The organism is Oceanibaculum pacificum (assembly GCF_001618175.1).
Taxonomy (GTDB): Bacteria; Pseudomonadota; Alphaproteobacteria; order Oceanibaculales; family Oceanibaculaceae; genus Oceanibaculum; species Oceanibaculum pacificum.
Window position 1 is genome coordinate 1 of record NZ_LPXN01000113.1, and the last position, 23,939, is coordinate 23,939.

23 protein-coding genes are annotated in these 23,939 nt (G+C 66.4%); 12 read left to right on the plus strand and 11 right to left on the minus strand.

Annotated elements, in window-relative coordinates:
- Window positions 1-114: 114 nt before the first annotated feature.
- Together AUP43_RS10955 and AUP43_RS10960 are read right to left on the minus strand one after the other, a co-directional pair.
- Window positions 115-552: a GlcG/HbpS family heme-binding protein gene (locus AUP43_RS10955; protein ID WP_067556599.1), complete on the minus strand. Its 438-nt coding sequence runs from the start codon at window positions 550-552 to the stop codon at window positions 115-117.
- A gap of 89 nt (window positions 553-641) precedes the next feature.
- Window positions 642-1,544, minus strand: coding sequence for a GntR family transcriptional regulator (locus AUP43_RS10960; RefSeq protein WP_067556602.1), 903 nt, complete (start codon window positions 1,542-1,544; stop codon window positions 642-644).
- A gap of 129 nt (window positions 1,545-1,673) precedes the next feature.
- On the opposite strand from AUP43_RS10960, the gene AUP43_RS10965 reads away from it, so the two are divergent.
- Genes AUP43_RS10965 through AUP43_RS10985 form a run of 5 tightly spaced genes read left to right on the plus strand, consistent with a single transcriptional unit; the run spans window position 1,674 to window position 7,836 of the window.
- Window positions 1,674-2,813 (plus strand): C45 family autoproteolytic acyltransferase/hydolase, encoded by a 1,140-nt coding sequence (locus tag AUP43_RS10965; RefSeq protein ID WP_067556680.1) that lies wholly within the window; start codon window positions 1,674-1,676, stop codon window positions 2,811-2,813.
- A 35-nt stretch (window positions 2,814-2,848) separates the two neighbouring features.
- Entirely contained in the window at window positions 2,849-4,405 is a 1,557-nt protein-coding gene (locus AUP43_RS10970) for an ABC transporter substrate-binding protein (RefSeq protein ID WP_067556604.1), read from the plus strand.
- A 34-nt stretch (window positions 4,406-4,439) separates the two neighbouring features.
- Complete coding sequence (locus AUP43_RS10975; RefSeq protein WP_067556608.1) at window positions 4,440-5,384, plus strand: ABC transporter permease; 945 nt, start codon at window positions 4,440-4,442, stop codon at window positions 5,382-5,384.
- Window positions 5,381-6,208 carry an ABC transporter permease gene (locus AUP43_RS10980; RefSeq protein WP_067556612.1) on the plus strand — a complete coding sequence of 276 codons (828 nt, stop codon included), beginning with the start codon at window positions 5,381-5,383 and terminating at the stop codon, window positions 6,206-6,208. The genes AUP43_RS10975 and AUP43_RS10980 overlap by 4 nt, the downstream gene beginning before the upstream one ends.
- Window positions 6,208-7,836: an ABC transporter ATP-binding protein gene (locus AUP43_RS10985; protein ID WP_067556615.1), complete on the plus strand. Its 1,629-nt coding sequence runs from the start codon at window positions 6,208-6,210 to the stop codon at window positions 7,834-7,836. Before AUP43_RS10980 ends, AUP43_RS10985 begins: the two co-directional genes overlap by 1 nt.
- On the opposite strand, the gene AUP43_RS10990 is transcribed toward AUP43_RS10985, so the two are convergent.
- From AUP43_RS10990 to AUP43_RS11010, 5 genes are read right to left on the minus strand one after another with little or no spacing between them, the layout of a single operon-like run.
- Window positions 7,833-9,038, minus strand: a complete 1,206-nt coding sequence (locus tag AUP43_RS10990) for a molybdopterin molybdotransferase MoeA (RefSeq protein ID WP_067556618.1) — start codon at window positions 9,036-9,038, stop codon at window positions 7,833-7,835. The genes AUP43_RS10985 and AUP43_RS10990 overlap by 4 nt on opposite strands.
- Window positions 9,038-9,526, minus strand: a complete 489-nt coding sequence (gene moaC / locus AUP43_RS10995; protein WP_067556621.1) for a cyclic pyranopterin monophosphate synthase MoaC — start codon at window positions 9,524-9,526, stop codon at window positions 9,038-9,040. Before moaC ends, AUP43_RS10990 begins: the two co-directional genes overlap by 1 nt.
- Window positions 9,526-10,332 carry an indole-3-glycerol phosphate synthase TrpC gene (gene trpC, locus AUP43_RS11000; protein WP_067556624.1) on the minus strand — a complete coding sequence of 269 codons (807 nt, stop codon included), beginning with the start codon at window positions 10,330-10,332 and terminating at the stop codon, window positions 9,526-9,528. The genes moaC and trpC overlap by 1 nt, the downstream gene beginning before the upstream one ends.
- On the minus strand, window positions 10,329-11,357 hold the full coding sequence (trpD, locus tag AUP43_RS11005; protein WP_067556627.1) for an anthranilate phosphoribosyltransferase: 1,029 nt from the start codon (window positions 11,355-11,357) through the stop codon (window positions 10,329-10,331). Before trpD ends, trpC begins: the two co-directional genes overlap by 4 nt.
- A gap of 7 nt (window positions 11,358-11,364) precedes the next feature.
- On the minus strand, window positions 11,365-11,949 hold the full coding sequence (locus tag AUP43_RS11010; protein ID WP_067556630.1) for an anthranilate synthase component II: 585 nt from the start codon (window positions 11,947-11,949) through the stop codon (window positions 11,365-11,367).
- Window positions 11,950-12,132: 183 nt separating this feature from the next.
- Between AUP43_RS11010 and AUP43_RS11015 the strand changes: the two genes are divergently transcribed.
- From AUP43_RS11015 to AUP43_RS11025, 3 genes are all read left to right on the plus strand, one after another.
- Complete coding sequence (locus tag AUP43_RS11015; RefSeq protein ID WP_067556633.1) at window positions 12,133-14,322, plus strand: heavy metal translocating P-type ATPase; 2,190 nt, start codon at window positions 12,133-12,135, stop codon at window positions 14,320-14,322.
- A complete protein-coding gene (gene cueR, locus AUP43_RS11020) occupies window positions 14,319-14,714 on the plus strand; it encodes a Cu(I)-responsive transcriptional regulator (protein ID WP_067556636.1) in 396 nt (131 codons plus the stop codon). The genes AUP43_RS11015 and cueR overlap by 4 nt, the downstream gene beginning before the upstream one ends.
- 97 nt (window positions 14,715-14,811) lie before the next feature.
- On the plus strand, window positions 14,812-15,891 hold the full coding sequence (locus AUP43_RS11025; RefSeq protein ID WP_067556639.1) for a divergent polysaccharide deacetylase family protein: 1,080 nt from the start codon (window positions 14,812-14,814) through the stop codon (window positions 15,889-15,891).
- Between the two features lie 9 nt (window positions 15,892-15,900).
- Here AUP43_RS11025 and hisI read toward each other — a convergent pair whose 3' ends face one another.
- Together hisI and metC are read right to left on the minus strand one after the other, a co-directional pair.
- Window positions 15,901-16,299 carry a phosphoribosyl-AMP cyclohydrolase gene (gene hisI / locus AUP43_RS11030; RefSeq protein WP_067556642.1) on the minus strand — a complete coding sequence of 133 codons (399 nt, stop codon included), beginning with the start codon at window positions 16,297-16,299 and terminating at the stop codon, window positions 15,901-15,903.
- Window positions 16,296-17,477 (minus strand): cystathionine beta-lyase, encoded by a 1,182-nt coding sequence (gene metC / locus AUP43_RS11035; protein WP_067556645.1) that lies wholly within the window; start codon window positions 17,475-17,477, stop codon window positions 16,296-16,298. Before metC ends, hisI begins: the two co-directional genes overlap by 4 nt.
- 263 nt (window positions 17,478-17,740) lie before the next feature.
- Between metC and AUP43_RS11040 the strand changes: the two genes are divergently transcribed.
- From AUP43_RS11040 to AUP43_RS11055, 4 genes are all read left to right on the plus strand, one after another.
- Window positions 17,741-18,775, plus strand: coding sequence for an amino acid ABC transporter substrate-binding protein (locus tag AUP43_RS11040; protein WP_067556648.1), 1,035 nt, complete (start codon window positions 17,741-17,743; stop codon window positions 18,773-18,775).
- Between the two features lie 86 nt (window positions 18,776-18,861).
- Window positions 18,862-20,052 (plus strand): amino acid ABC transporter permease, encoded by a 1,191-nt coding sequence (locus AUP43_RS11045; RefSeq protein WP_067556653.1) that lies wholly within the window; start codon window positions 18,862-18,864, stop codon window positions 20,050-20,052.
- Between the two features lie 3 nt (window positions 20,053-20,055).
- Window positions 20,056-21,165 (plus strand): amino acid ABC transporter permease, encoded by a 1,110-nt coding sequence (locus AUP43_RS11050; protein WP_084462731.1) that lies wholly within the window; start codon window positions 20,056-20,058, stop codon window positions 21,163-21,165.
- A gap of 11 nt (window positions 21,166-21,176) precedes the next feature.
- The gene (locus AUP43_RS11055) at window positions 21,177-21,953 is read left to right on the plus strand and encodes an amino acid ABC transporter ATP-binding protein (RefSeq protein ID WP_067556656.1); all 777 of its coding nucleotides are present in this window, start codon (window positions 21,177-21,179) and stop codon (window positions 21,951-21,953) included.
- Window positions 21,954-22,063: 110 nt separating this feature from the next.
- Here the strand turns inward: AUP43_RS11055 and AUP43_RS11060 are convergent, their stop codons facing one another.
- Window positions 22,064-23,059 (minus strand): GNAT family acetyltransferase, encoded by a 996-nt coding sequence (locus AUP43_RS11060; protein WP_198154881.1) that lies wholly within the window; start codon window positions 23,057-23,059, stop codon window positions 22,064-22,066.
- The gene (gene sseA / locus AUP43_RS11070; RefSeq protein ID WP_067556659.1) at window positions 23,056-23,904 is read right to left on the minus strand and encodes a 3-mercaptopyruvate sulfurtransferase; all 849 of its coding nucleotides are present in this window, start codon (window positions 23,902-23,904) and stop codon (window positions 23,056-23,058) included. The genes AUP43_RS11060 and sseA overlap by 4 nt, the downstream gene beginning before the upstream one ends.
- Between the last annotated feature and the right edge of the window lie 35 nt (window positions 23,905-23,939).

Sequence of the window (23,939 nt, forward strand, 5' to 3'; positions counted from 1 at the left end):
GGCCGGGGGTGACGGTGGGAGTAGGGGGGCAGCAAAGAGAATGGCGATGCTTCGGGGGCAGCGGGGCAGCGGCGTGGCTGTATCGGCACGCACCGCCCTGCGCGGAACCCCGCGTTACTCGCCGCCGGTGTCGGCGACCAGGCCGGCCTTCTCGATGCCGGCGAGGGCGCACAGCTCGTCATTCTCCGACACGTCGCCGGTGACGCCGACCGCGCCCAGGATGCGGCCATCCTTGTTCTTGATGATGACGCCGCCGGGCAGCGGCACGAAATTGCCGTCCGACATGGCGGTCAGCGAGTTGAACAAAGCCGGCATCTTCGCCGCCCGGCGCGCCAGCTCGCGCCCGCCGAAACCGAAGCCCAGCGTCGCCGCCGCCTTGCCCATCGCCACCTGCTGGCGTAGCAGGCTGCACCCATCCTCGCGCTTCAGCACCTTCATATGGCCGCCGGCGTCCAGCACCACCACGGTCAGCGGCGCGAACTTCATCTCGCGGCCCTTGCGAAGCGTCTCGTCGGCGATGATCGAAGCGGCTTCGAGCGTCAGATCCAGCATTGGTTCCCTCCAGATTATTTGTTAGCCGGTAATACCACTCGTCGGCGGTTATAAAGCCTGCCGGCCGGATCGGCAACGCAGGAGGGGAATCACTCCTCCAGGCTGGTGTAATCCAGCGCCTGGCTCAGGTGGCGGCGCAGCAGCGCCTCGGCCCAGGCGCGGTCGCCGCTGGCGATGGCGTCCAGGATGGCCAGATGCTCGCGGCAGGATTGCTCCAGCCGGGCCTTGCTGAGGGCGCTGAACTCGGCATATTCCAGCATGCGGCGCAGATGGTTCTGCCGGCGGATCGCCTGGAGGTAGAAGCGGTTGCCGGACAGCGAGGCCAGCCCCTCGTGAAACGCCGAATTGGTGTCGAACCATTGCGCCGGGGTGACGTCGCAGGGGGCCGCCAGAATCGCCTCGTGCCGCCGGCGCAGGCCGGCCAGGATTTCGGGATCGGCGACGAAGCCGCGGGCGCGCAGCGCCGCGCATTCCACGGTGATGCGGAATTCGTAGGATTCCTCGTAGGCGGCGTCGCTCTCCAGCGCCTCGACGAAGCGCCAGCCATGGCCGCGCTGCCGCTCGATCAACCCTTCGCCGGTCAGGCGGGCCAGCACGCGGGCCAGGACAGCGCGGGAAATGCCGTAGCGCTCCGCCAGCTCCGCCTCGGTCACCTCGCTGCCCAGATGGCCGGAGGCGCGGTCGCGCAGCAACCGGTCATGCGCCAGGTCGGCGCGCGATTCCGGCAGGTCCACCGGTTGCGCGCCATTCTCCGGCAGCCGCGCCACGATGAAGCCGCGGCCATGCTGGGAGAGCAGATAGCCCTGCGCCTCCAGGAATTTCATCGCCGTGCGCACCGGCGAGCGCGACACGCCGAGCTGCCGGGCCACGCGCTGCTCCGGCAGGCGGCTGCCGATGGCGGGGCGCTCCTGATCCAGCATCGCGATCAGCCGGCCGACAATCTCCGCCTGCAGATCGCTGCGGGGGGCGTCAAGCGCTTGATCCTGCTCCATTTCGGTGTCCTGAGCTGATTGATCGGCTGTATAATTTCATTTCGTAATGCCGGCATTCATCAGAATCATCTGGACAATAGTGTCTTTTGGAGAAACAAAATACACAAATTCGTCATTTGGATGGTCCCGATGGTCTATGAAGCTTTCCCGCTGATCGAAGTTTCCGGCAGCCCCCGCGCGCGCGGTCAATCCTATGGCGCGCAGGCGGCCGGACGCATCCATAAAGGTGCCGGGCATTATGTCGAGCAGATTCGCAAGATGGGGCTGACCCAGGCCGACATGGCGAAGCTGATCGCCGCCTTCCTGCCGACCGTGGAGAAGTTCGATCCCGCCTATGCCGAGGAGATGGCCGGCATCGCCGAGGGGGCGAAGATCGATGTCGAGGCGATCCTGCTTTTGAATTGCCGCACCGAGATATTGCAGCTCGCCCGCCGCCATGCCGGCCTGCTGGACGAGCCGGATGGCTGCACCGGGGCGGTGATCCTGCCGGAGGCGAGCCTGAATGGCGAGCTGATCCACGGCCAGAACTGGGACTGGAAGGCCGAATGCGTGGAGACCGCCGTGGTCTTGCGCATCCGCCGCGAGGACGGGCCGGACCTGCTGACCTTCACCGAGGCGGGCGCGCTGGCCCGCGCCGGCTTCAACGCGACCGGCGTGGCGATCACCGCGAATTACCTGGAATCCGACCGCGACTACACCCAGGAAGGCATTCCGCTGCCGCTGATCCGCCGCAAGGTGCTGGAAAGCGAGCATCTGGCCGACGCCATTCGCTGCGTCGCCTGCACGCCGAAATCGGCCTCCAACAACATGATCCTCAGCGCCCGCGAAGGCTTCGCCATCGACATCGAATGCGCGCCGGACGAGGCCTTCACCATCCGCCCGGAGAACGGGCTGATCACCCACGCCAACCATTGGAACAGCCCGGTGGCGCTGTCCAAGCTGAAGGATTGCGGCACGCTGAGCACGCCGGAGAGCCATTACCGCGACTGGCGCGTGCGCCAGCATCTGGAGAAAAAGCTGGGCAAGCTGACCGTGGACGATCTGCGCGAGGCGTTCTTCGACGATTTCCTGTCGCCCTATTCGGTCTGCCGCCCGCCGCGCCCGTCGCATGCCGGCAATATCAGCTCGACCGTGGCGATGATCCTGATGCGCCCGGCGGCCGGAATCATGGAAGTCGCCCCGATGCCGGCGCGCAACCGCACTTTCACCACCTACACGCTGGAGACGGCCGAACGCCGCTCGCAGCCGGAACTGAACGCGGCCGAATAACCGCGTCGTCGCACTCTCAACAGGAGGCAGGGAACATGAAGGCTTCAAACTGGGCGTATGGGCTGGCCGTCGGCGCGGCCCTGCTGGGCGGCGCAACCGCCGCTTCGGCGCAAAGCATGGCGCGGGTGTCGATCAATGCCGATATCCGCTCCACCTATCCGGGCGTGAACCGCGATTCCAACACCGACGGCGTGATCCACCACATCGTCGAGGGGCTGGTCGCCTTCAAGGAGGATAGCTCGGTCGCCCCCATGCTGGCGGAGAAGATCGAGACCTCGGCCGATGGCCTGACCTACACCTTCACCCTGCGCGAGGGGCTGAAATTCCACAATGGCGCCCCGGTGACGGCCGACGACGTGCTGTTCAGCTGGTCGAAATACATGAACCCGGAGACGAAATGGCGCTGCCATTCGGATTTCTCCAAGGGCAACAGCGAGGTGGTTTCGCTGGACAAGGTCGACGACCGCACCGTGGCCTTCAAGCTGAAGCAGCCCAGCGCCCTGTTCCTGGGCCTGCTGGCGCGCATCGATTGCGGCAGCGCCGGCATCCTGCACAAGGACAGCTTCGCCGCCGACGGCAGCTTCGTGAAGCCCATCGGCACCGGCCCCTATATGCTGGCGGACTGGAAGAAGGGCGAATATGTCGAGCTGGCGAAGTTCGACGGCTATGCCTCCCGCACGGAAAAGCGCGATGGCTATGCCGGCGCGCGCAAGGCCAGCATCGACACGGTGCGCTTCGTCATCATCCCGGACCGCTCGGCCGCCAAGGCGGCGCTCTATAGCGGCTCCATCGAGGTGCTGTCCGACCTGGATGTGAACGATCTGAAGGAGACCAAGGCGCGCAAGGGCATCAAGGTCGACATCGCCGAGACGATGGGCCTGTCCGGCATCCTGATGCAGACCAAGGATCCGCTGCTGTCGAATGTGAAGATGCGTCTGGCGATCGCCCATGCGGTCGACACCGCGGCCATCGTCGACGCGGTGACGCTGGGCACGGCGAAGCCGAACAATTCGCCGATCCCCTCGGTCAGCGCCTATTACGGCAAGCCGCAGGGCGAGATGATCAAATACGATCCCGCCCTGGCCAGGAAGCTCGCCGCCGAGGCCGGCTACAAGGGCGAGCCGATCAAGATGATCACCAACAAGCGCTATCAGCCCTCGTTCGATTCGGCCGTCTTCATCCAGGCGATGGCGAAGGAGGCCGGCATCAATATCGAGCTGGAGGTGATCGAGTGGGCGACGCAGCTCGATATGTACACCAAGGGCGACTACCAGATGATGTCGTTCCTCTATTCGGCGCGTCTCGACCCGTCCCTCAGCTTCGACATGTTCGCCGGTCCGAAGGCCACCCAGCCGCGCAAAGTGTGGGACAATCCGGCGGCCCAGACGCTGATCGAGCAGTCGATGACCATTTCCGATACCGAAAAGCGGAAAGAAATCTTCAATAAACTGGAATCCATGTTCCGCCAGGACATGCCGATGCTGGTGCTCTACAACGGCGCCGACATCGCCGCCTATTCGGACAAGCTGGAGGGCTACAACGCCTGGATGGCCGGCCAGCCGCGCCTCTGGGGCGTGACGCTGAAGCAGTAGCTTAGCCGGGCCGCACGGGGCAGGGGACGGGTTCATGGGGCGCTATCTTCTCGGCAGGCTGCTGACGACGATACCGACGCTGCTGCTCGTCTCCTTCTCGGTCTTCGTCCTGATTCGCCTGGTGCCGGGCGATCCCATCGTGCTGATGCTGGGCGACGCCGCCGATGCCGAGACGGTGCGCGGCATTCGCGAGGCCTATGGCCTTGAGGAGCCGATCTATGTGCAGTTCGGCCTCTGGCTTTTGAAGGCGATTTCCGGCGATCTCGGCCATTCGATCTCGAACGGCGCGGCGGTCGCCCCGCTGATCCTGGACCGGTTCCAGGTCAGCGCCTCCATCGTGCTGATCGCGGTGCTGGTGGCGGCCTCCATCTCGGTGCCGCTGGGCATGATCGCGGCCTGGCGGCAGAACAGCCTGACCGACATTCTGGTGGTCGGCGGCGCCACGCTGCTGCTCTCGCTGCCCAGCTTCTGGCTGGGGTTGCTGCTGCTCCTGCTGTTCGGCCTGAAGCTGGGCTGGGTGCCGGTGGTCGGCTATGTCTCCTTCGCCGAGAATTGGCAGGGCGCGCTGACCTACATCCTGCTGCCGACCGTCACCCTGATCCTGATCGAGATCGGCGTCGTCACCCGCATGGCGCGGGCCAGCACGGTCGAGGTGCTGCGGCTGGAATATATCACCCACGCCCGCGCCAAGGGCGTCTCCGAAGCCTCGGTGCTGATGCGCCACGCGCTGCCCAACGCCTTCGCGCCGACCTGGACGCTGCTGGGTCTCGTGCTGGGCAACCTGCTGGGCGGCATCGCCGTGGTGGAGACGGTGTTCACCCTGCCGGGGCTGGGGCGGCTGCTGGTCGACGCCATCTTCGCGCGCGATTATCCGATCATCCAGGGCTGCATGCTGTTCACCGCCTTCCTCTATGTGATCGTCAATCTGCTGGTCGATCTGTGCTACCCGCTGTTCGATCCAAGGGTGATGGCGGAATGACCGGTCTGCGTTTCTCCTGGCGGCGCGCCAATGCGGTGATCGGCGGCGCGCTCCTGGCGGTCATCCTGTTCGCCGCCGCCATCGCTGTGGTGTGGACGCCGTTCGACCCGCTCGGCATCAATCTGCGCGCCCGCTACGCGCCGCCCTCCTGGCTGCGGCCGTTCGGTGCCGACGAATTCGGCCGCGACGTGTTGAGCCGGGCGATGGCCGGGGCGCTGACCAGCACCTCCGTGGCACTGCTGACCGTCGCCTTCGCGGTGATCTGTGGCACCGCGCTGGGCCTGGTGACCGGCTATCTGCGCGGCTGGACCGACCGGGCGATCATGATGGTGAATGACGCGCTGCTGGCCTTTCCCGGCATCCTGCTGGCGCTGGGGCTGATGGCGGTGATCGGGCCGAACCGCTACGGCATTGTGCTCGCCCTCGGCATCGCCTACACGCCCTCGGTCGTGCGCGTGGTGCGCGGAACGGTGCTGTCGATCCGCGAGCGCGAATATGTCGAGGCCTCGCGCGTGCTCGGCAATGGCGAGATTTACACCATGCTGCGACATGTGCTGCCGAACGCCTTCGCGCCGCTGGCCGTGCTGGCGACCAGCATGTTCGGCTGGGTGATCCTGTCGGAAAGCGCGCTTTCCTTCCTCGGCCTCGGCGTGCCGCCGCCAGCCCCGACCTGGGGCAACATGCTGGCCGCCGCCCGACCCTATCTGGAAAGCGCGCCCTGGCTGGGTATCACGCCCGGATTGTGCATCGCCGCCACCCTGCTGGGAATCAATCTGCTGGGCGACGCCCTGCGCGACAAGCTCGACCCCCGGATGGCCGGCTGATGAGCGCGATCCTCGATATTGCGGGCCTGAAGATCGGCGTACCTGAGGGGCCGCTGGTGGTCGATGACGTGTCGCTCTCCGTCCAGGCCGGCGAGGTGGTGGCCGTGGTCGGCGAAAGCGGCAGCGGCAAGACGATGGTCGCGCGCTCCATCCTGGGGCTGCTGCCGCCGGGGCTGGTGCGCGGCGAGGGCGCTATCCGCTTCAAGGGCGAGAGCATCGAGGCTGCCCCCTGGAAGCGGATGCGGGCGCTGCGCGGCGGCGAGATCGGCATGGTGTTCCAGGAGCCCATGGTGTCGCTGAACCCTGCCATCCGCATCGGCAGGCAGATGGAGGAGGGGCTGGCGATTCACCGCCCGAAGATGGGCCGGGAGGAACGCCGCTGCCTCTGCGCCGACATGCTGCGCCGCGTCGGCATCGAGGATGCCGAACGCTGCCTGATGGCCTTCCCGCACGAATTTTCCGGCGGCATGCGCCAGCGCGTGATGATCGCCATGGCGCTGGCCTGCCGACCGAAGCTGCTGATCGCCGACGAGCCGACCACCGCGCTGGACAGCCTGACCCAGCGCGAAGTGCTCGACCTGATGGTCGGTCTCACCCGCGAGATGGGCACCGCCGTGCTGCTGATCACCCACGATCTCGGCGTGGTGGCGCGCTACAGCCAGCGCTGCGTGGTGCTGGAGAAGGGCAAGCTGGTCGAAGCCGGCGCCACCGCGCAGATCATCGGCAACCCGCAGCACCCCTATACCCAGCGCCTGATCGACGCGATTCCCCGGCCAGAGCCGCATGGCGGCGACCAGGCGACCGGCGCGCCGATCCTGGCGGTCGAGAATATCGCGGTCAGCTTCACCCGGCGCGGCGGGCTGTTCGGCCGGTCCAGCCAGATGCAGGCGCTGAAGGGCGTCAGCCTGGAGGTGCGGCCGGGCGAGACGGTCGCTGTCGTCGGCGGCAGCGGTTCGGGCAAGACGACGCTGGGGCGCACCATCCTGCAATTGGTGAAGCCGTCCGGCGGCGGCATCGCATTCCGGGGCGAGCCGCTGCTGACGGCCGATCGGGCGGCGCTGCATCGCTTCCGCATGAACTGCCAGCTGATCTCGCAGGACCCGTATTCCTCGCTCGATCCGCGGATGCGCGTCGGCGCCATCGTGGAGGAGGCGCTGCGCCTGCTGCCCGCGCTGTCGCCGGCGGAGAAGCAGGCGCGCGTGACCGATGCGCTGGCCGAGGTGGGGCTGTCGGGCTATGAGCGGCGATTCCCGCACCAGCTTTCCGGCGGCCAGCGCCAGCGCGTCGCCATCGCCCGCGCCTTGATCCGCGAACCGGCGCTGGTGATCGCCGACGAGCCGATCAGCGCCCTCGACATGACGATCCAGAAGCAGATTCTGGATTTGCTGGGCCAGTTGCAGCGCCAGCGCGGCTTTTCCTGCCTGTTCATCTCGCACGATCTGGCGGCGGTGCGGCAGATCGCGTCGCGCGTCATCGTCATGCAGGAAGGGCTGATCGTGGAGCAGGGCGAGACCGAGGCGGTGTTCGGCCGGCCGCGGCATCCCTATACGCGGGCGCTGATGGAAGCCTCGCCGGCCCTGGCGCTGAGCAGCCGGACGCTGGACTTCGCCGAGGCGTCAACGCGTTAGAAGTAGCGGTCGATGAAGGGGATGATCCGCACGATATCGCCCTCTCGCCGCGCCGCGTCGTGCGGTGGGCGCACCAGCAGGCATTGCGCCTGGGTCAGCAGGGAGAATTGCGAGCTGTCCTGCTTGCCGAAGGGGGTCGCCACCGGCAGCCCCTCGGCATCCTCGGTCAGCGTGGCCCGCAGATAATCCTGCCGGCGGTCGTTCGGTTTCAGGTCGCGCCCCAGGCGGGCCGGGCGCGTGGCCGGCGCTTCGGCCTTGCGGCCCAGCAGCTTCTGCATCGCCGGCCCCAGGAACAGCAGCGCGCAGACCATGGAGGAGACCGGGTTGCCCGGCAGGCCCAGCACTGGCGTGTCGCCCACGGTGCCGAACATCAGCGGCTTGCCGGGGCGCATGGCGATCTTCCAGAAATCCAGCTTGCCGGTTTCGCCCAGCACGGTCTGGATCAGGTCGTGATCGCCAACCGAGGCCCCGCCGGTGGTGACCAGCAGGTCGGTGCCGCGCGCGCCGGCCAGCATGCGCTTCAGCCCGGCCATGTCGTCCGGCGCTATGCCCAGCACCACCGGCTCGCCGCCGGCCCCGCGCACATAGGCGGCGAGCGCCAGCGCGTTGGAGCTGACGATCTGGTCGCGCCCGATGGGGTCGCCCGGCCGCACGATCTCGTCGCCGGTCGCCAGGATGGCGATGCGCGGCCGGCGCATGACGCGCAGCCAGGGATGGTTCATCGCCGCCGCCAGCCCGATATCGCGCGCGGTCAGCAGCGTGCCGGCGGTCAGGCCGATATCGCCCTGCTTGAAGTCCAGCCCGGCGGCGCGGACGTAATTGCCGAGGGCAGGGGCCTCCTTCACCGTCACCCGGTCGCCTGCCGCCTCGGTATCCTCCTGGATGACGATGCTGTCGGCGCCGTCCGGCAAGGGCGCGCCGGTGAAGATGCGCACCGCCTGGCCGCTCTCCAGCAGGCCCAGGAAGCCGCGCCCGGCCGGGGCGGACCCAATCACCGTCAGGCTTGCCGGCACGCTGGCCACATCGGCCGCCTTCACCGCGTAGCCATCCATCGCCGAGACCGGCTTCGGCGGCTGGGTCACGCGGGCGGCGACATCCTGCGCCAGGACACGGCCCAGGGCGGCGTCGAGCGACACATCCTCCGCGTCCAGCGGCTGCAGGCCGGCCAGGATACGCTGGAGCGCGTCTTCGACGGGGATCATCAACCAGTCTCCCCTGGGGCCTCGTAAGTGCCGGATTTGCCGCCGGATTTATGGATCAGGCGGATATCGCCGATGCGCATGCCGCGATCCACCGCCTTGCACATGTCGTAGACGGTCAGCGCCGCGACACTGACGGCGGTCAGCGCCTCCATCTCCACGCCGGTGCGGCCGTTCAGCTTGCAGGTCGCCTCGATATCGACGGCGTTGCGCGCCGGATCGGCGGTCAGCTCGACTTTCACCGAGGTGAGGGCCAGCGGATGGCACAGCGGGATCAGGTCCGGCGTGCGCTTCGCGCCCATGATGCCGGCCAGCCGGGCGACAGACAGCACGTCGCCCTTTTTCACCCCGCCTTGCAGGATCAGCGCCAGGGTTTCCGGCTGCATATAGATGCTGCCGGTGGCGGTTGCCTTGCGCTCCGTCTCCGCCTTGTCGGAGACATCGACCATCACGGCCTTGCCCTCGGCGTCGAAATGGGTGAAGCCGCTCATCAGGCCGCCGCGCTCTCGCGCGCCAGCAGGGCCTTGGTGGCGGCGGCGACATCGGCCTGGCGCATCAGCGATTCGCCGATCAGGAAGCAGTGCGCACCGACGCGGGCCATGCGGGCAAGGTCGGCCGGGGTATAGAGGCCGCTTTCGGCGACCAGCATCTTGTCTGCCGGCACCCGCGCCGCAAGCTGCTCCGTTGTCGCAATATCGACGTTCAAGGTCTTGAGATTGCGGTTATTTACGCCGAGAAGTGGGGATTGCAGTTTCAGCGCCCGGTCCAATTCCTCGCCGTCATGCACCTCGACCAGCACATCCATGCCCAGCTCGACAGCGGCGGCTTCCAGCTCCGCAGCCTGGGCGTCGGACAGGGCGGCCATGATCAGCAGGATGCAATCCGCCCCCAGCGCCCGCGATTCCACGATCTGGTACGGCTCCAGCATGAAATCCTTGCGCAGGCAGGGCAGGTCGACCGCAGCGCGGGCGGCGAGCAGATATTCGTCCGTGCCCTGGAAATAAGGGGTATCGGTCAGCACCGACAGGCAGGATGCGCCGCCTTCGCGATAGGCCCGGGCCAGGCTCGGCGGGTCGAAATCGGCGCGGATCAGCCCCTTGCTGGGCGAGGCCTTCTTGATCTCCGCGATCAGACCGTAGCGGCCCTCGGCATTGGCCGCGCGCAGCGCCGTGACGAAGCCGCGCGGCGCCGTCGCCTGTTGCGCCGCCGCCTCGACCGCAGCCAGCGGCCGGGCCGCCTTGCAGGCCGCGATATGGTCGCGCTTGTCGGCGCAGATTTTCGCCAGAACGTCGCTCATGCCGCCTGATCCCGGTTGGTGATGGCGACCAGCCGCGCCAGCGCCGCCTTGGCCTTGCCCTGGTCCAGCGAGGTGGCCGCCAGCGCCGCTCCTTCGCGCAGATCGGCGGCCTTGCCGGCGACGATCAGCGCGGCGGCCGCGTTCAGCAGCACGATGTCGCGATAGGCCCCGGCCTCGCCCTCCAGCAGGCGGGTCAGCGCGGCGGCGTTGACCTCCGGGTCGCCGCCCTTGATGTCGGCCGGCCGCGCGATCGGCAGGCCGGCATCGCCCGGCGTCACCTGGAATTCGCTGAGCGCGCCGTCCTTCAGCGCCACCACATGGGTCGGGCCGGTGGTGGTCATCTCGTCCAGCCCGTCGGAACCGTTCACCACCCAGGCGTCGGTCGAGCCCAGATTGCGCAGCGCCTCGGCCATCGGCAGCAGGAAATCCTTGGAGAACACGCCGATGAGCTGGCGCTTCACCCCGGCCGGGCTGGAGAGCGGGCCCAGCAGATTGAAGATGGTGCGGGTGCCCAGCTCGATCCGGGTGCCGGCGACATGGCGGGTGGCGCCGTGATGGCGTGGGGCCATCAGGAAGCCGACATGCGCGTCGCGCATCGCCTCCTCGATCAGCGCCATCTCGCAATCGACATTCACGCCCAGCGCGCCCAGCACGTCGGCCCCGCCGGATTTCGAGGTCAGGCTGCGGTTGCCGTGCTTGGCGACCGTCACGCCCAGCCCGGCGCAGACCAGCGCCACGGCGGTGGAGATATTGTAGGTGCCGGACGCATCGCCGCCGGTGCCGCAGGTGTCGATGGCGTCGGCCGGCGCGGCGATCTTCACCGCCTTGGCGCGCATCACGCTGGCGGCCGCCGTGATCTCGTCCACCGTCTCGCCGCGCACCCGCAGCGCCATCAGGAAGCCGCCCATCTGCGCCGGGGTGGCGTCGCCGCTCATCATGATGTCGAAGGCGGCCTCGGCCTCGGCACGGGTGAGGGGGCGGCCGCTCGCGGCGATCCCGAGCAGGGATTTCATATCCTGGGTCATCTGATCCTCAAGCCGCGTTGCGGCGGCCGGCGATGTCGAGGAAGTTGCGCAGCATCCCGTGGCCATGCTCGGTGGCGATGCTTTCCGGGTGGAACTGCACGCCATGGATCGGCAGGGTCTTGTGGGCGATGCCCATGATGATGCCGTCCTCGGTCTCCGCCGTGACCTCGAAACAGTCCGGCAGGCTGTCCTTCTCGACGATCAGCGAGTGGTAGCGGGTCGCCGTCAGCGGCGAGGGCAGGCCCTTGAAAACGCTTTTGCCCTGATGCGCAATCGCGCTCATCTTGCCGTGCATCGGTACCGGGCCGCGCACCACCTTGCCGCCGAAGGCCTGGCCGATGGCCTGGTGGCCCAGGCACACGCCGAAGATCGGCAGCACGGTCTTGGCCTTCTCGATCAGCTCCAGGCAGATGCCGGCGCGGTCGGGATCGCACGGGCCGGGGGAGATGATGACGCCCTCGGGACGCATCGCCAGCACCTGATCGACGGTGATCTGGTCGTTGCGCTTCACCAGCACCTCGGCCCCCAGATCGCCCAGGAAGTGCCAGAGATTATAGGTGAAGCTGTCGTAATTATCGATCAGGATATACATATCAGTAACTTAGCCGGTTTGTCTAAAGCGGGCGCGCGGGCGCTGCCCAAGGCGTTATAGCAAGCCCCTTTTCGCCCGGAAAGGCAAGCGTGGCGTGGTTCCTTGCGCGTCTCGAAGGGGCGAGCGGGTTTCGTGAAATCGGCCTCTTGACCTTCCCAATGCTGGAAGGACCATCTATTCGCCATGAGCATGCAACGGACATATGACCTTTCCATCGAGGGCATGAGCTGCGCGGCCTGCGTGGGACGTGTGGAGAAGGCGCTGGCGGCCCTGCCGCAGGTCGACCGGGCGGCGGTCAATCTGGCGACCGAGCGGGCGCGGGTGCGCCTGGCCGGGCCGCTCGATCCCGCCAGCCTGGTGCAAGCCGTGGAGCAGGCCGGCTATCACGCGCATCTGCTGCAGCCGGGCGATAAGCCGGATGCGGTGGCGGAAGCGGCGAGTTTACGGTGGGAAACGATCCGCCTGGCCGCCGCCATCGCGCTGACCCTGCCGCTGGTGCTGCCGATGCTCGGCATGGCGGCCGGCCAGCATTGGATGCTGCCGGGCTGGCTGCAATTGGCGCTGGCGACGCCGGTGCAGGTCTGGATCGGCGGGCGATTCTACGCCAATGCCTGGAAGGCGCTGAAATCCCGCACCGGCACGATGGACCAACTGGTCGCCATCGGCACCAGCGCGGCCTATGGGCTGAGCCTCTATCACCTGCTGCTGCCGGGGGCGGGGACCGGCGATCTGTATTTCGAGGCCTCGGCGGCGGTCGTCACGCTGGTCACACTGGGCAAATATCTCGAAGGCCGCGCCCGGCGCGGCACCGCCTCGGCGATCCGCGCGTTGATGGCGCTGCGGCCGGACGAGGCGCGGGTGAAGCGCGGCGACGGCGGCACCGCCCTGGTCGCGGTCGAGGATCTGGTGGTCGGCGACATCGTGCTGGTGAAGCCGGGCGAGCGCGTGCCGGCCGACGGTCGCATCCTGGACGGCCGCAGCCAGCTCGACGAATCGCTGATCACCGGCGAGAGCCTGCCGGTGGAGAAACAGAAGGACGACAGCGTCACCGGCGGCTCGGTGAACGGCGCCGGCCTGCTGGAAATCGCGGTGACGGCGGTCGGCGGCGAGACGGTGCTGGCGCGCATCATCGAGAGCGTGCAGGGCGCGCAAGCCTCCAAGGCCCCGGTGCAGCGGCTGGTCGACAGGGTCAGCGGCGTCTTCGTGCCGGTGGTGCTCATCATCGCGGCGCTGACCTTCGGCGGCTGGCTGCTGGCCGGCGCGGATGCCGAGGCGGCCATGCTGAACGCGGTGGCGGTGCTGGTGATCGCCTGTCCCTGCGCGCTCGGCCTGGCGACGCCGACGGCGATCATGGCCGGCACCGGCGTGGCGGCGAAGGCCGGCATTCTGATCAAGGACGCCGAGGCGCTGGAGCGCGCGCATGACATCGACACCGTGGTGTTCGACAAGACCGGCACGCTGACGCTGGGCCAGCCGCGCGTCACCGCGCTGCTGCCGGCCCATGGCGTGACGGAGGACGATCTGCTGCTGCCGGCCGCCGCCGTGCAGCAGGGCAGCGAACATCCGCTGGCCAAGGCGGTGCTGGCGGCGGCGGAAGGCCGGGCGCTCCCGTCCGCGACCGGCTTCGAGTCGCTGCCGGGGCGCGGCGCGCGGGCGCTGGTCGAGGGCCGGCCCGTGCTGATCGGCAGCCCGCGCCTGATGCGCGAGCAAGGCATCGCCACCGATGCGCTGGCCGAGGCGGCGGCACGGGCCGAGCGCGAGGGCAACAGCGTGGTCTGGGTGGCGACGGGGACCAGCCTGCTGGGGGCCATCGCCATTGGCGACAGCCTGCGGGAATCGGCGAAGAAGGCAATTCAAGCCCTTGATACAGGGGGAATTTCGACCGTTCTGCTGACCGGCGACAACCGCCGCGCGGCCGAAGCCATCGCCGGCCGACTGGGCATCGCGACCGTGTTGGCGGAGGTGCTGCCGGAAGGCAAGGCGGACGCCATCCGCAGCTTGCAGCAAAAGGGCGGCGTGGTCGCCATGGTGGGCGACGGGGTGAATGATGCGCCAGCACTGGCCCGGGCCGATGTCGGCATCGCGCTGGGCAGCGGCACCGATGTAGCGATGGAGGCCGCGCCGGTGACGCTGATGCGGCCTGATCCGTTGCTGGTGGTCGACGCCATCGCCATCTCGCGGGCGACGGTGCGGAAAATCCGCCAGAACCTGTTCTGGGCCTTCATCTATAATCTGATCGGTGTGCCGCTGGCGGCGTTCGGACTGCTAAGCCCGATGCTGGCCGGCGCGGCGATGGCGTTGTCCAGCGTCAGCGTCGTCTCCAACGCGCTGCTGCTGCGGCGCTGGACGCCGAAAGCGGGAGGGAAATCATGAATATCGGCGAAGCCGCGTCCGCGTCCGGCGTGCCGGCGAAAACCATCCGCTATTACGAGAGCATCGGCCTGCTGACGCCGGCGCCGCGCAGCCAGGGCGGCTACCGGGTCTATTCCGATACCGACCTTAAAGTACTGAAATTCGTCCAGCGTGCCCGCTCCCTGGGATTCGCGGTGAAGGATGTCGGCAACCTGCTGAAACTCTGGAGCGACCGGGAGAGATCAAGCGGCGATGTGAAGGCCGTGGCGATCCGTCATATCGACGAAATCGACCGGAAGCTGGCGGAACTGCACTCGATCCGCGAGACGCTGGTGCATCTGACCCGCCGTTGCCATGGCGACGACCGGCCGGATTGCCCGATCCTGGACGATCTGGCGCGGAACGGGAACTGACCATCCCCGGTTTCGTTGTTTCGCTGGGGGTTCCCACAGGATATAGTGCGGGCCGATTATTTCGCTGAGCAGCCCTTGCGGCTGTGGATGGTGCATCGTGGCGCGGAAGCCGACAAAAAGCGGGTCGCCGGCAAAAGGGAAGGGCGGCAAGCGGAAGCGCGGTCGCGGCCTGTCGCTTTCCATCGGTCTTGCGGTCGCGGCGCTGCTGATTGGCGGTGGCCTCGGTTTCTTCTATGGCGGTACGGGCACACCGAAGCAGGCGGCCCTCACCCCGACCGTGACGCGGCCAGCCCCAGCGCCGAAGCCGCTTCCCTTGCCGCAGCAACATGCCGAACAGCCGGCCCCGCCGGTCGCACCCGACCCCGCGCCGGTTTCCCCGGCTCCCGAGCAGCAGGCCAGCTTGCCGCCGCCGGATCAGCCGGTTCCAAGCCTGCCGGCGCATCCGGGCGACCCGGCCTGGCGGCGCAACGCGCAGCCGGCGCCGCCCGCGACCGGCCAGCCGATGATCGCCATCGTCATCGACGATATGGGCATCGACAAAAAGCGCTCTGCCCGCGCCATGGCGCTGAACGCGCCGGTCACTTTCGCCTTTCTGCCCTATGCCACCCATGTCGCCAGCCAGGCGGCCGAGGCGAAGGCAAAGGGCCATGAATTATTGATCCATATTCCGATGGAGCCATCGGTCGCCAGCGTCGATCCCGGCCCGAACGCGCTGGTGACCGGCCTGTCGCCGGATCAGCTGGCCCAGCGGCTAGCCTGGAATCTCGGCCAGCTCGACGGGGTGGTGGGCGTGAACAATCACATGGGCAGCAAATTCACCGCCTCCGCCGCCGCGATGCGGCCGGTGCTGGAGGAATTGAAGCGCCGGGGCATGCTGTTCCTGGATTCGCGCACCAGCGCCGACACGGTGGGCTTCCGCCTGGCCGGCGAGCTGGGCGTGGCGAGCTTGCAGCGCGATGTGTTCCTGGACAATACCGACAGCCATGACGAGGTCGCCAAACGCCTGGCCGAGACCGAAGCGCTGGCGCGTAAGCACGGCACCGCCATCGCCATCGGCCATCCGCGCGACGCCACGCTGGACATGATGGAGATGTGGATCGCCGATGTGCGGTCGCGCGGCGTCGTGCTGGTGCCGCTGACCGCCCTGCTGCGGGCCAGGGGCCAGCCGCAGGGCTAAGGCCGGCCGTCAGTGCTTGTGGCCGCAGCCATAGAGCGCGTTCGGATCCATCAGAACCGGGTGAATTTCCACCAGCGCGCCATCCTCCGCCGCGCGATAGAAGCAGGTGCGCCGGCCGGTGTGGCAGGCGACGCCGAGCTGGTCGACCTTCAGCAGCAGCGTATCGCCGTCGCAATCGACGATAAGCTGCTTCAGGCTCTGCACCTGGCCGGAGCTTTCGCCCTTGCGCCAGAAGGACTGGCGTGAGCGCGACCAGTAGCAGACGCGCCCGGTCGTCAGCGTCTCCTCAATGGCGGCGCGGTTCATCCAGGCCATCATCAGAACCTCGCCGGTATCGTGCTGCTGGGCGATCGCCGGGACCAGGCCGTTACCGTCGAACTTGATTGCAGCGAAGATCGCGTCGCTCATGCACTATCCTTGATTTTCTTCATCCGCTCGAACCCGGCCTCCAGATCGGCGATCACGTCCGCCGGATCTTCCAGGCCGATATGCAGGCGCAGCAGCGGACCTTCGGGGTTCCAGGGCTCGGCGCTGCGCGGCGGGTAGCAGGTGGTCACCAGGCTCTCATAGCCGCCCCAGCTGGCGCCGATGGAGAACAGCTCCAGCCCTTCGATCAATGCCGCCACCGATGCCTTGCCGGCCGGCTTCAGCACCACGCCGAACAGCCCGCTGGCCCCGGTGAAGTCCCGCTTCCACAGGGCATGATGCGGGTTGCTGGGCAGCGCCGGGTGCAGCACGCGCGACACTTCCGGCCGCTGTTCCAGCCATTCGGCCACGGCAAGCCCGTTCTTGTGATGCTGCTTCAGCCGCACCGCCATGGTGCGCAGCCCGCGCAAACCCAGATAGGCATCGTCCGGCCCGACGCAATAGCCCAGCATGGCGGTGGCGGCCGAAATCGCCGGGAAATGCGTCTGCTTCATTACCAGCGCGCCCAGCATGGCGTCGGAATGGCCGACGACATATTTGGTGGCGGCGTGGATCGAGATATCGACGCCCTTGGCGAAGCTGTCGAAGAAGATCGGCGTCGCCCATGTATTGTCGTGCAGCACCACGCAGCCGGCCTTGTGCGCCTCGGCCGCGATGGCGGGGATGTCCTGAATCTCGAAAGTGTGCGTGCCGGGCGATTCCAGATAGACGATCTTCGTGTTCGGCCGGATCAGCGCGGCGATGCCGGCGCCGATGCCCGGCGCGAAGTAGGTCGTCTCCACGCCCATGCCGGCCAGCAGCCCGTCGCAGAATTTACGGGTTGGGGCATAGACCACATCGCAGATCAGCACATGGTCGCCGGTTTTCACCAGCCCCAGGATCGCCGCCGCGATGGCCGCCATGCCCGACGGGTAGAGCAGGGCGCGGTCGCCGCCCTCGATCTCGGCCATCGCGTCTTGCAGGGCAAAACTGGTGGGCGTGCCGAACCGGCCATACACCATGTCGGTATACAGCGCCTTGTGCCGGTTCTCCCAGGCATCGACATCGGGATAGGTGATGGTGGAGGCGTGATAGACGGGCGGGTTGATGATCCGTTGCGCCTTTGCCACATCGCGGCCCAAATGGGCCAGAAGCGTTTCCTTGCTGCCGTTCTTTTTCATCGCCTTGCCTGGTGTTTGCGTGCGGACATTCGCGGGGATGTAAGCGGCGCTTACCGTCAGACGCTAGGCGTCCGCGCGGCCGCAAGTCAAGCCGGGCGGCCTGCCGGTCGAAGGCGTCAGGCAGCGACCTCTTGTCGAAATTGTTGAGGCGGCAATCTGGACTGTGCTAGCGTTCCGCAACTGGCATAGGTGCTATGCGCTGAACCAGTCACTAAAAGGCCACAAGGCTGACATTAGCGAAATCCGGAACAGGGATGTCTTCCATGAAGAAGTTGAATATTCTGGCCGCAGGCGCGGCTTTTACCTTCGCCGCGGTCGGCGCTGCGCAAGCGCAGACCAGCCCGACCCTCGAAGCGACCAAGCAGCGCGGTCAGGTCAACTGCATCGTCTCCGAGGCGACTGCGGGCTTCTCCTCGCCGGACGATAAGGGCGTGTGGCGCGGCATCGACGTCGATGTCTGCCGCGCGGTTTCGTCCGCCATCTTCGGCTCGCCGGACAAGGTGAAGTTTATCCCGACCACCTCCAAGGTGCGGTTCACCGCCCTGCAGTCGGGCGAAGGCGACATCCTGTCGCGCAACACCACCTGGACGCTGGTCCGCGACGTGAATCTCGGCTTCGAGTTCACCGGCGTGACCTTCTATGACGGCCAGGGCTTCATGGTGCGCAAGAGCCTCGGCGTGAAGAGCGCCAAGGAGCTGGACGGCGCCTCGGTCTGCGTGTCGACCGGCACCACCACCGAGCTGAACCTCGCCGACTATTTCCGCGCCAACAACATGAAATACAATGGCGTGGTCATCGAGGGCGCCGACGCCATCATCAAGGCGTATGAGAGCGGCCGCTGCGACGTCTACACCACCGACAAGTCCGGCCTCGCCGGCGACCGTACCAAGCTGTCGGCCCCGGATGAGCACATGATCCTGCCGGAAACCATCTCGAAGGAGCCGCTGGGCCCGTCCGTGCGTCATGGCGACCAGGCCTGGGGCGACATCGTGCGCTGGGTCCAGTACGCGATGATCGAGGCCGAGGAATACGGCGTGACCTCCGCCAATGTGGATGACCTGAAGGCGAACTCCACCAACCCGGTCCATCGCCGCCTGCTGGGCGTCGAAGGCGACCTGGGCAAGATGCTGGGCCTCAGCAACGACTGGGCCTACAACGTGATCAAGCAGGTCGGCAATTACGGCGAAAGCTACGAGCGCAACGTCGGCCCGTCCACCCGCGTGAATATTCCGCGCGAGGGCAGCCCGAACGCTCTGTGGACCAAGGGCGGTCTGATCTACGCCATCCCTGTCCGCTAAGCTTCCGAAGATGACGACATGCCCGGCCCCAGCGGCCGGGCATGATCGTTTTCATCCATAGGTTCTAGCACTTCGCGGAGACGTCAATGGCGACTGATGTCAAGGACGAGCCGCAGCCCGTGCGTCCCAATATTTGGAACGACGCCCGCGCGCGTGCGGTCTTCCTGCAGATAATCATGGTGATCCTGGTCGTTGCCGGCTTTGCCTATATTGCCGACAACGCCATAACAAATCTTCGGCGGCTGAATATTTCCACCGGCTTCGGGTTCCTCGGAACCACGGCCAGCTTCGATATCGGCTTCACGCTGATCTCCTACAGCGCCGCCTCGACCTATGGCCGGGCCTTCCTGGTCGGCCTGCTCAACACGCTTTTCATCTCTTCCATCGGCGTCGTGCTCGCCACCATCCTCGGTTTCACCGTGGGTGTTCTACGACTGTCGAACAATTGGCTCATCTCGAAATTGATGGGCGCCTATGTCGAAATAATGCGGAATATCCCGCTGCTGCTGCAGATTTTCTTCTGGTACTTCGTCATCATCAACACGGTGCCGGGGCCGCGCGGCAGCCTGGCGTTGCCGCTGGGCGTGATGCTGAACAATCGCGGGCTCTATTCGCCGGACCCGACCTTCCTGCCGGGGTTCAGCGCCACGCCGATCGTGCTGATCCTGGCCATCATCGGCTCCATCATCCTGCATCGCTGGAGCCGCAAGCGCCAGGAAGCGACCGGGCAGCATTTCCCGTCGATCCTCACCGGCCTCGGGATGATCGTCTGCCTGCCGGTGATCGCCTTCCTGGTGACCGGCAAGCCGGTAAGCTGGACCTTTCCGGAACTGCGCGGCTTCAACCTTCAGGGCGGCGTGCAACTGCCGCCGGAATTCGTCGCCTTGCTGATGGCGCTGGTGATCTACTCATCGGCCTTCATCGGCGAGATCGTGCGCGCCGGCATCCTGGCGGTCAGCAAGGGACAGACCGAGGCGGCCTACTCGCTGGGGCTGAAGCCCAGCTTCACGCTGCGGCTGGTGATCATCCCCCAGGCGCTGCGGATCATCGTGCCCCCGCTGACCAGCCAGTACCTGAATCTGACGAAGAATTCGTCGCTGGCGGCCGCCGTGGGCTATCCCGACCTGGTGCATATCTTCGCCGGGACGACGCTGAACCAGACCGGCCAGGCCATCGAGATCATCTTCATCACCATGATGGTGTATCTGACGATCAGCCTGTCCATCTCGGCTTTCATGAACTGGTACAATCAGCGCGTCGCGCTGGTGGAGCGTTGAGCCATGTCCCAGGAACATGCAACCGAAAGCGCCATGGCGCGTCCGCCGGTCACCCAGGTGGGCGCGGTGCGTTGGCTGCGGGAGAATCTGTTCTCCGGCTGGCTGAACACCACGCTTACCCTGCTGACCATATACATCCTCTATGTCGCCCTGCCGCCCTTGCTGGACTGGGTGATCTTCAACGCCGCGATCAGTGGTACGGACCGCGATAATTGCACTTATGCAGGCGCCTGCTGGGTGTTCGTGAAGGTGCGGTTCTGGCAGTTCATGTACGGCTTCTATCCGGAGCCGGAACGCTGGCGGGTGAATGTCGTGTTCATCATCGGCATTCTCGGCGTCGCCAGCCTGCTGACAAGCCGGGTGCCGACCAAGGCGAAGCTGATCGTCGGCGTCTGCATGCTGACGATCTTCCCGGTCTTCGCGGTGGTCATGTTCGGCGGCGGCGTATTCGGCCTGGAATATATCGAGACCTCGCAATGGGGCGGTCTGTTCCTCACCCTCACGGTGGCGAGCGCTGCCATGGTCGGCTCCTTCCCGCTAGGGATGGTGCTGGCCATCGGGAGACGCTCGAAGCTGCCGGTGGTGAAGACCTTCTGCGTCTGCTTCATCGAGTTCTTCCGGGGCGTGCCGCTGATCACCATCCTGTTCATGGCCTCGGTCATGGTGCCGCTGTTCCTGCCGGAAGGCTTGACGCTGGACAAGCTGGCGCGCGCCATCATCGGCATCACCATCTTCAATTCCGCCTATATGGCGGAGGTGATCCGCGGCGGTCTGCAATCCATCCCGAAGGGCCAGTACGAGGCGGCGCACGCGTTGGGCCTCTCCTACTGGCAGGGCATGGGACTGATCATCCTGCCGCAGGCGCTGAAGGCGGTCATTCCGGGCCTGGTGAACACGTTCATCGGCCTGTTCAAGGATACGACCCTGATCTACATCATCGGCATTTTCGATCTGCTGGGGATGGTGCAGGCGTCGTTCCGCGACACCAAGTGGCTCGGCCTCGCTTTCGAGGGCTATGCCTTCATCATGCTGGTCTTCTGGATCTTCTGCTACAGCATGTCGAAGTACAGCCAATATCTCGAACGCAAGCTGAACACCGGCCATAAGTCATAGGGAGCCGAACGATGGCTGAACCGGCAACACAAGCGTCGTCGCATGTCGGCGACGACATCATCATCGAAATGGCGGGCGTCAATAAATGGTATGGCGACTTCCATGTGCTGAAGAATATCGACCTCACCGTCTATAAGGGGGAGCGGATCGTTATCTGCGGTCCCTCGGGTTCGGGCAAGTCGACCCTGATCCGCTGCATCAACCGCCTGGAGGAGCATCAGCGCGGCGACATCGTCGTCGATGGCGTGACGCTGGGCAACGATGTGCGCCAGGTCGACCAGGTCCGGCGCGAGGTCGGCATGGTGTTCCAGCACTTCAACCTGTTCCCGCATCTCTCGGTGCTGGACAATCTGACCCTGGCGCCGATCTGGGTGCGCAAGATGCCCAAGCGGGAAGCCGAGGAAATCGCCATGCACTATCTGACCCGGGTGAAAATCCCGGAGCAGGCGGCGAAATATCCGGGCCAGCTTTCCGGCGGCCAGCAGCAGCGCGTGGCGATTGCCCGCTCGCTGTGCATGAATCCGAAGATCATGCTGTTCGACGAGCCGACATCGGCCCTCGACCCGGAAATGATCAAGGAAGTGCTGGACGTGATGGTCGAGCTTGCGGAAAGCGGCATGACCATGCTGGTGGTGACCCACGAAATGGGCTTCGCCAACAAGGTGGCCGACCGGGTGATCTTCATGGATTACGGCGAGATCGTCGAACAGAACGTGCCGTCCGAATTCTTCTCCAACCCGAAATCGGAACGCACCAAGCTGTTCTTGAGCCAGATCCTGAATCACTGATTGATCGGGACGGAACGACAAAGGCCGGCGGAGGAATTATCCTTCGCCGGCCTTTTTTCTATCCTGTCGATTAAGAGCAAGCCGTCATTGCCGAGGGCAAAGACCGTGCTTCACCGCCGATGCGCCGGCATCTCCAGCCCGAATAGATGTGGGTGAGGCAGGGAGACGACTTCCCGGCGGACCGGGCTGAAGCCGAGGCGCTGATAGAGCGGCAGGGCGCTCGGATGGTCGAGGTCGCAGGTATTCACCGTGACCTTCGTCGTATTGCCGGTCCAGGCCTGGTCGATGGCCCAGTTCAGCAGATACGGTCCCAGCTTGCGGCCGATGAATTCCGGCATCAGCCCGAAATAGGCGAGGTCGACGATGCCCGGCTCGCGGCGGTCGATCTGCGCCATGCCGGCCGGCACGCCGGCGACGGACAGCACATACAGCTCCACCTTCGGATCCTGGATGAAGCCGCGCAGTTCCTCGTCGTCGACCAGCCGCTTATTCACCCAGGCCCAGGGCCGGCCGATGGAATTATAGAGATAGCGATAGAACGAGACGGACGGATGCTCCGCCCGTTGCAGCGACAGCTTCAGCGCCGGGGCCGGCACGGTCGGTCGGGTCGGCCGCTCGGTCATTTCCAGATAGGTGGCGGTGGTTTCGATCAGCGCCAGAGCCGCCGGCGGGATATCGCTGTCCGGCCCGCCGCGCAGCCAGCGGGTGAACAGGCTGCGATCCTCCTCCTGGTAGCCGATGCGTTCGTAGAACGCCTTCACCTTGGTGTTGGTCGGGCGCACCAGCAGCATCACCTTGTTCACGCCATGCGCCGCCAGCCACGCCTCCGCATGGGCGACGATGGCTTTGCCATGCCCGCCGCCATGCAGCGTGGGGTCGACGGCGACGTAATACAGCCAGCCGCGATGCCCGTCGCTGCCGGCCAGCGCGGTGGCGACGATGCGGCCGTCCAGCTCGCCGACGAATATCTCGCTGCCCGGATTGGCCCGCGCCATGGCGATGTCGCCATGCGGATCGTTATAGGAGACGGTCAGGTTGCAGGCCCGCCACAGGGCGACGACCGGCTCGATATCGGCGGCCGCGATCGGCCGGATGGCGAGGCTCATCCCAGTTCCACCGGCGTGTCGTCGCGCTTGCCCCATTCGGCCCAGCTGCCGTCATAGACCGCGACATCGTCGCGCCCCACCAGATAGAGGCCCAGCGCCAGCACGCAGGCGGTGACGCCGGAACCGCAGCTCGCCGTGATCGGCTTATTCAGGTCAACCCCGGCCTCGGCGAAGCGCGCCTCGATCTGGTCGGCCGGCTTTACCGTCTTGTCCGCGCCCAGCAGGTCGGTGAAGGGCACGTTCAGGCTGCCCGGAATGCGGCCGGGGCGACCGGGCCAGATTTCCGGCTCCACGCCGCGCCAGCGACCGGCGGCGCGGGCATCGACGATCTGCTCGGCCTTGCTGTCGAGATTGCCGCGCACCTGGTCGAGCTGGCGGACCAGATCAGGGTTCAGCCGGGCGGTGAAATGACCCTCGCGCGGCGGGGCGGGGTGGTCGTCCACCGGCCGGCCCTCGGCGACCCATTTCGGCAGGCCGCCATCCAGCACAGCCACATCCTTATGGCCGAACACACGCAGCATCCACCAGGCGCGCGCCGCGCTCATTAGGCCATGCTGGTCATAGACAACGACGCGGTTGCCGTTGCCGATACCCAGCGCGCGCATCTTGGCGGCGAAAATCTCCGGCGTGGGCAGCATGTGCGGCAGGTCGCGGCCCTCGGCGGCGATATCGTCGATATCGAAGAACAGCGCGCCGGGAATATGCTTCGCCTCATATTCCGCGCGGCCTTTCTTCTTCATGGTCGGCAGGAAGTAGGTGGCGTCGACGGCCAGCACATCGGGCGCATCGAGATGATCGTGCAGCCACTCGGTCGAGACCAGGGCGTCGGGCTTGGCGTAGGGCATGGGACGCGGGCTCCTCGGAAGGTGGGATGGGGGCG

Excerpts from the sequence above, each read along its gene's own strand:
- AUP43_RS10990 (WP_067556618.1), bottom strand. The coding sequence starts at position 9,038 with ATGATCCCCGTCGAAGACGCGCTCCAGCGTATCCTGGCCGGCCTGCAG.
- AUP43_RS11060 (WP_198154881.1), bottom strand. The coding sequence starts at position 23,059 with ATGAGCCTCGCCATCCGGCCGATCGCGGCCGCCGATATCGAGCCGGTC.
- trpC (WP_067556624.1), bottom strand. The coding sequence starts at position 10,332 with ATGAGCGACGTTCTGGCGAAAATCTGCGCCGACAAGCGCGACCATATC.
- AUP43_RS11055 (WP_067556656.1), top strand. The coding sequence starts at position 21,177 with ATGGCTGAACCGGCAACACAAGCGTCGTCGCATGTCGGCGACGACATC.
- AUP43_RS11015 (WP_067556633.1), top strand. The coding sequence starts at position 12,133 with ATGAGCATGCAACGGACATATGACCTTTCCATCGAGGGCATGAGCTGC.
- AUP43_RS10970 (WP_067556604.1), top strand. The coding sequence starts at position 2,849 with ATGAAGGCTTCAAACTGGGCGTATGGGCTGGCCGTCGGCGCGGCCCTG.
- AUP43_RS10980 (WP_067556612.1), top strand. The coding sequence starts at position 5,381 with ATGACCGGTCTGCGTTTCTCCTGGCGGCGCGCCAATGCGGTGATCGGC.
- AUP43_RS10985 (WP_067556615.1), top strand. The coding sequence starts at position 6,208 with ATGAGCGCGATCCTCGATATTGCGGGCCTGAAGATCGGCGTACCTGAG.
- trpD (WP_067556627.1), bottom strand. The coding sequence starts at position 11,357 with ATGACCCAGGATATGAAATCCCTGCTCGGGATCGCCGCGAGCGGCCGC.
- AUP43_RS10975 (WP_067556608.1), top strand. The coding sequence starts at position 4,440 with ATGGGGCGCTATCTTCTCGGCAGGCTGCTGACGACGATACCGACGCTG.
- AUP43_RS11050 (WP_084462731.1), top strand. The coding sequence starts at position 20,056 with ATGTCCCAGGAACATGCAACCGAAAGCGCCATGGCGCGTCCGCCGGTC.
- AUP43_RS10955 (WP_067556599.1), bottom strand. The coding sequence starts at position 552 with ATGCTGGATCTGACGCTCGAAGCCGCTTCGATCATCGCCGACGAGACG.
- hisI (WP_067556642.1), bottom strand. The coding sequence starts at position 16,299 with ATGAGCGACGCGATCTTCGCTGCAATCAAGTTCGACGGTAACGGCCTG.
- AUP43_RS11010 (WP_067556630.1), bottom strand. The coding sequence starts at position 11,949 with ATGTATATCCTGATCGATAATTACGACAGCTTCACCTATAATCTCTGG.
- sseA (WP_067556659.1), bottom strand. The coding sequence starts at position 23,904 with ATGCCCTACGCCAAGCCCGACGCCCTGGTCTCGACCGAGTGGCTGCAC.
- AUP43_RS11045 (WP_067556653.1), top strand. The coding sequence starts at position 18,862 with ATGGCGACTGATGTCAAGGACGAGCCGCAGCCCGTGCGTCCCAATATT.
- moaC (WP_067556621.1), bottom strand. The coding sequence starts at position 9,526 with ATGAGCGGCTTCACCCATTTCGACGCCGAGGGCAAGGCCGTGATGGTC.
- cueR (WP_067556636.1), top strand. The coding sequence starts at position 14,319 with ATGAATATCGGCGAAGCCGCGTCCGCGTCCGGCGTGCCGGCGAAAACC.
- AUP43_RS10960 (WP_067556602.1), bottom strand. The coding sequence starts at position 1,544 with ATGGAGCAGGATCAAGCGCTTGACGCCCCCCGCAGCGATCTGCAGGCG.
- AUP43_RS10965 (WP_067556680.1), top strand. The coding sequence starts at position 1,674 with ATGGTCTATGAAGCTTTCCCGCTGATCGAAGTTTCCGGCAGCCCCCGC.
- AUP43_RS11040 (WP_067556648.1), top strand. The coding sequence starts at position 17,741 with ATGAAGAAGTTGAATATTCTGGCCGCAGGCGCGGCTTTTACCTTCGCC.
- metC (WP_067556645.1), bottom strand. The coding sequence starts at position 17,477 with ATGAAAAAGAACGGCAGCAAGGAAACGCTTCTGGCCCATTTGGGCCGC.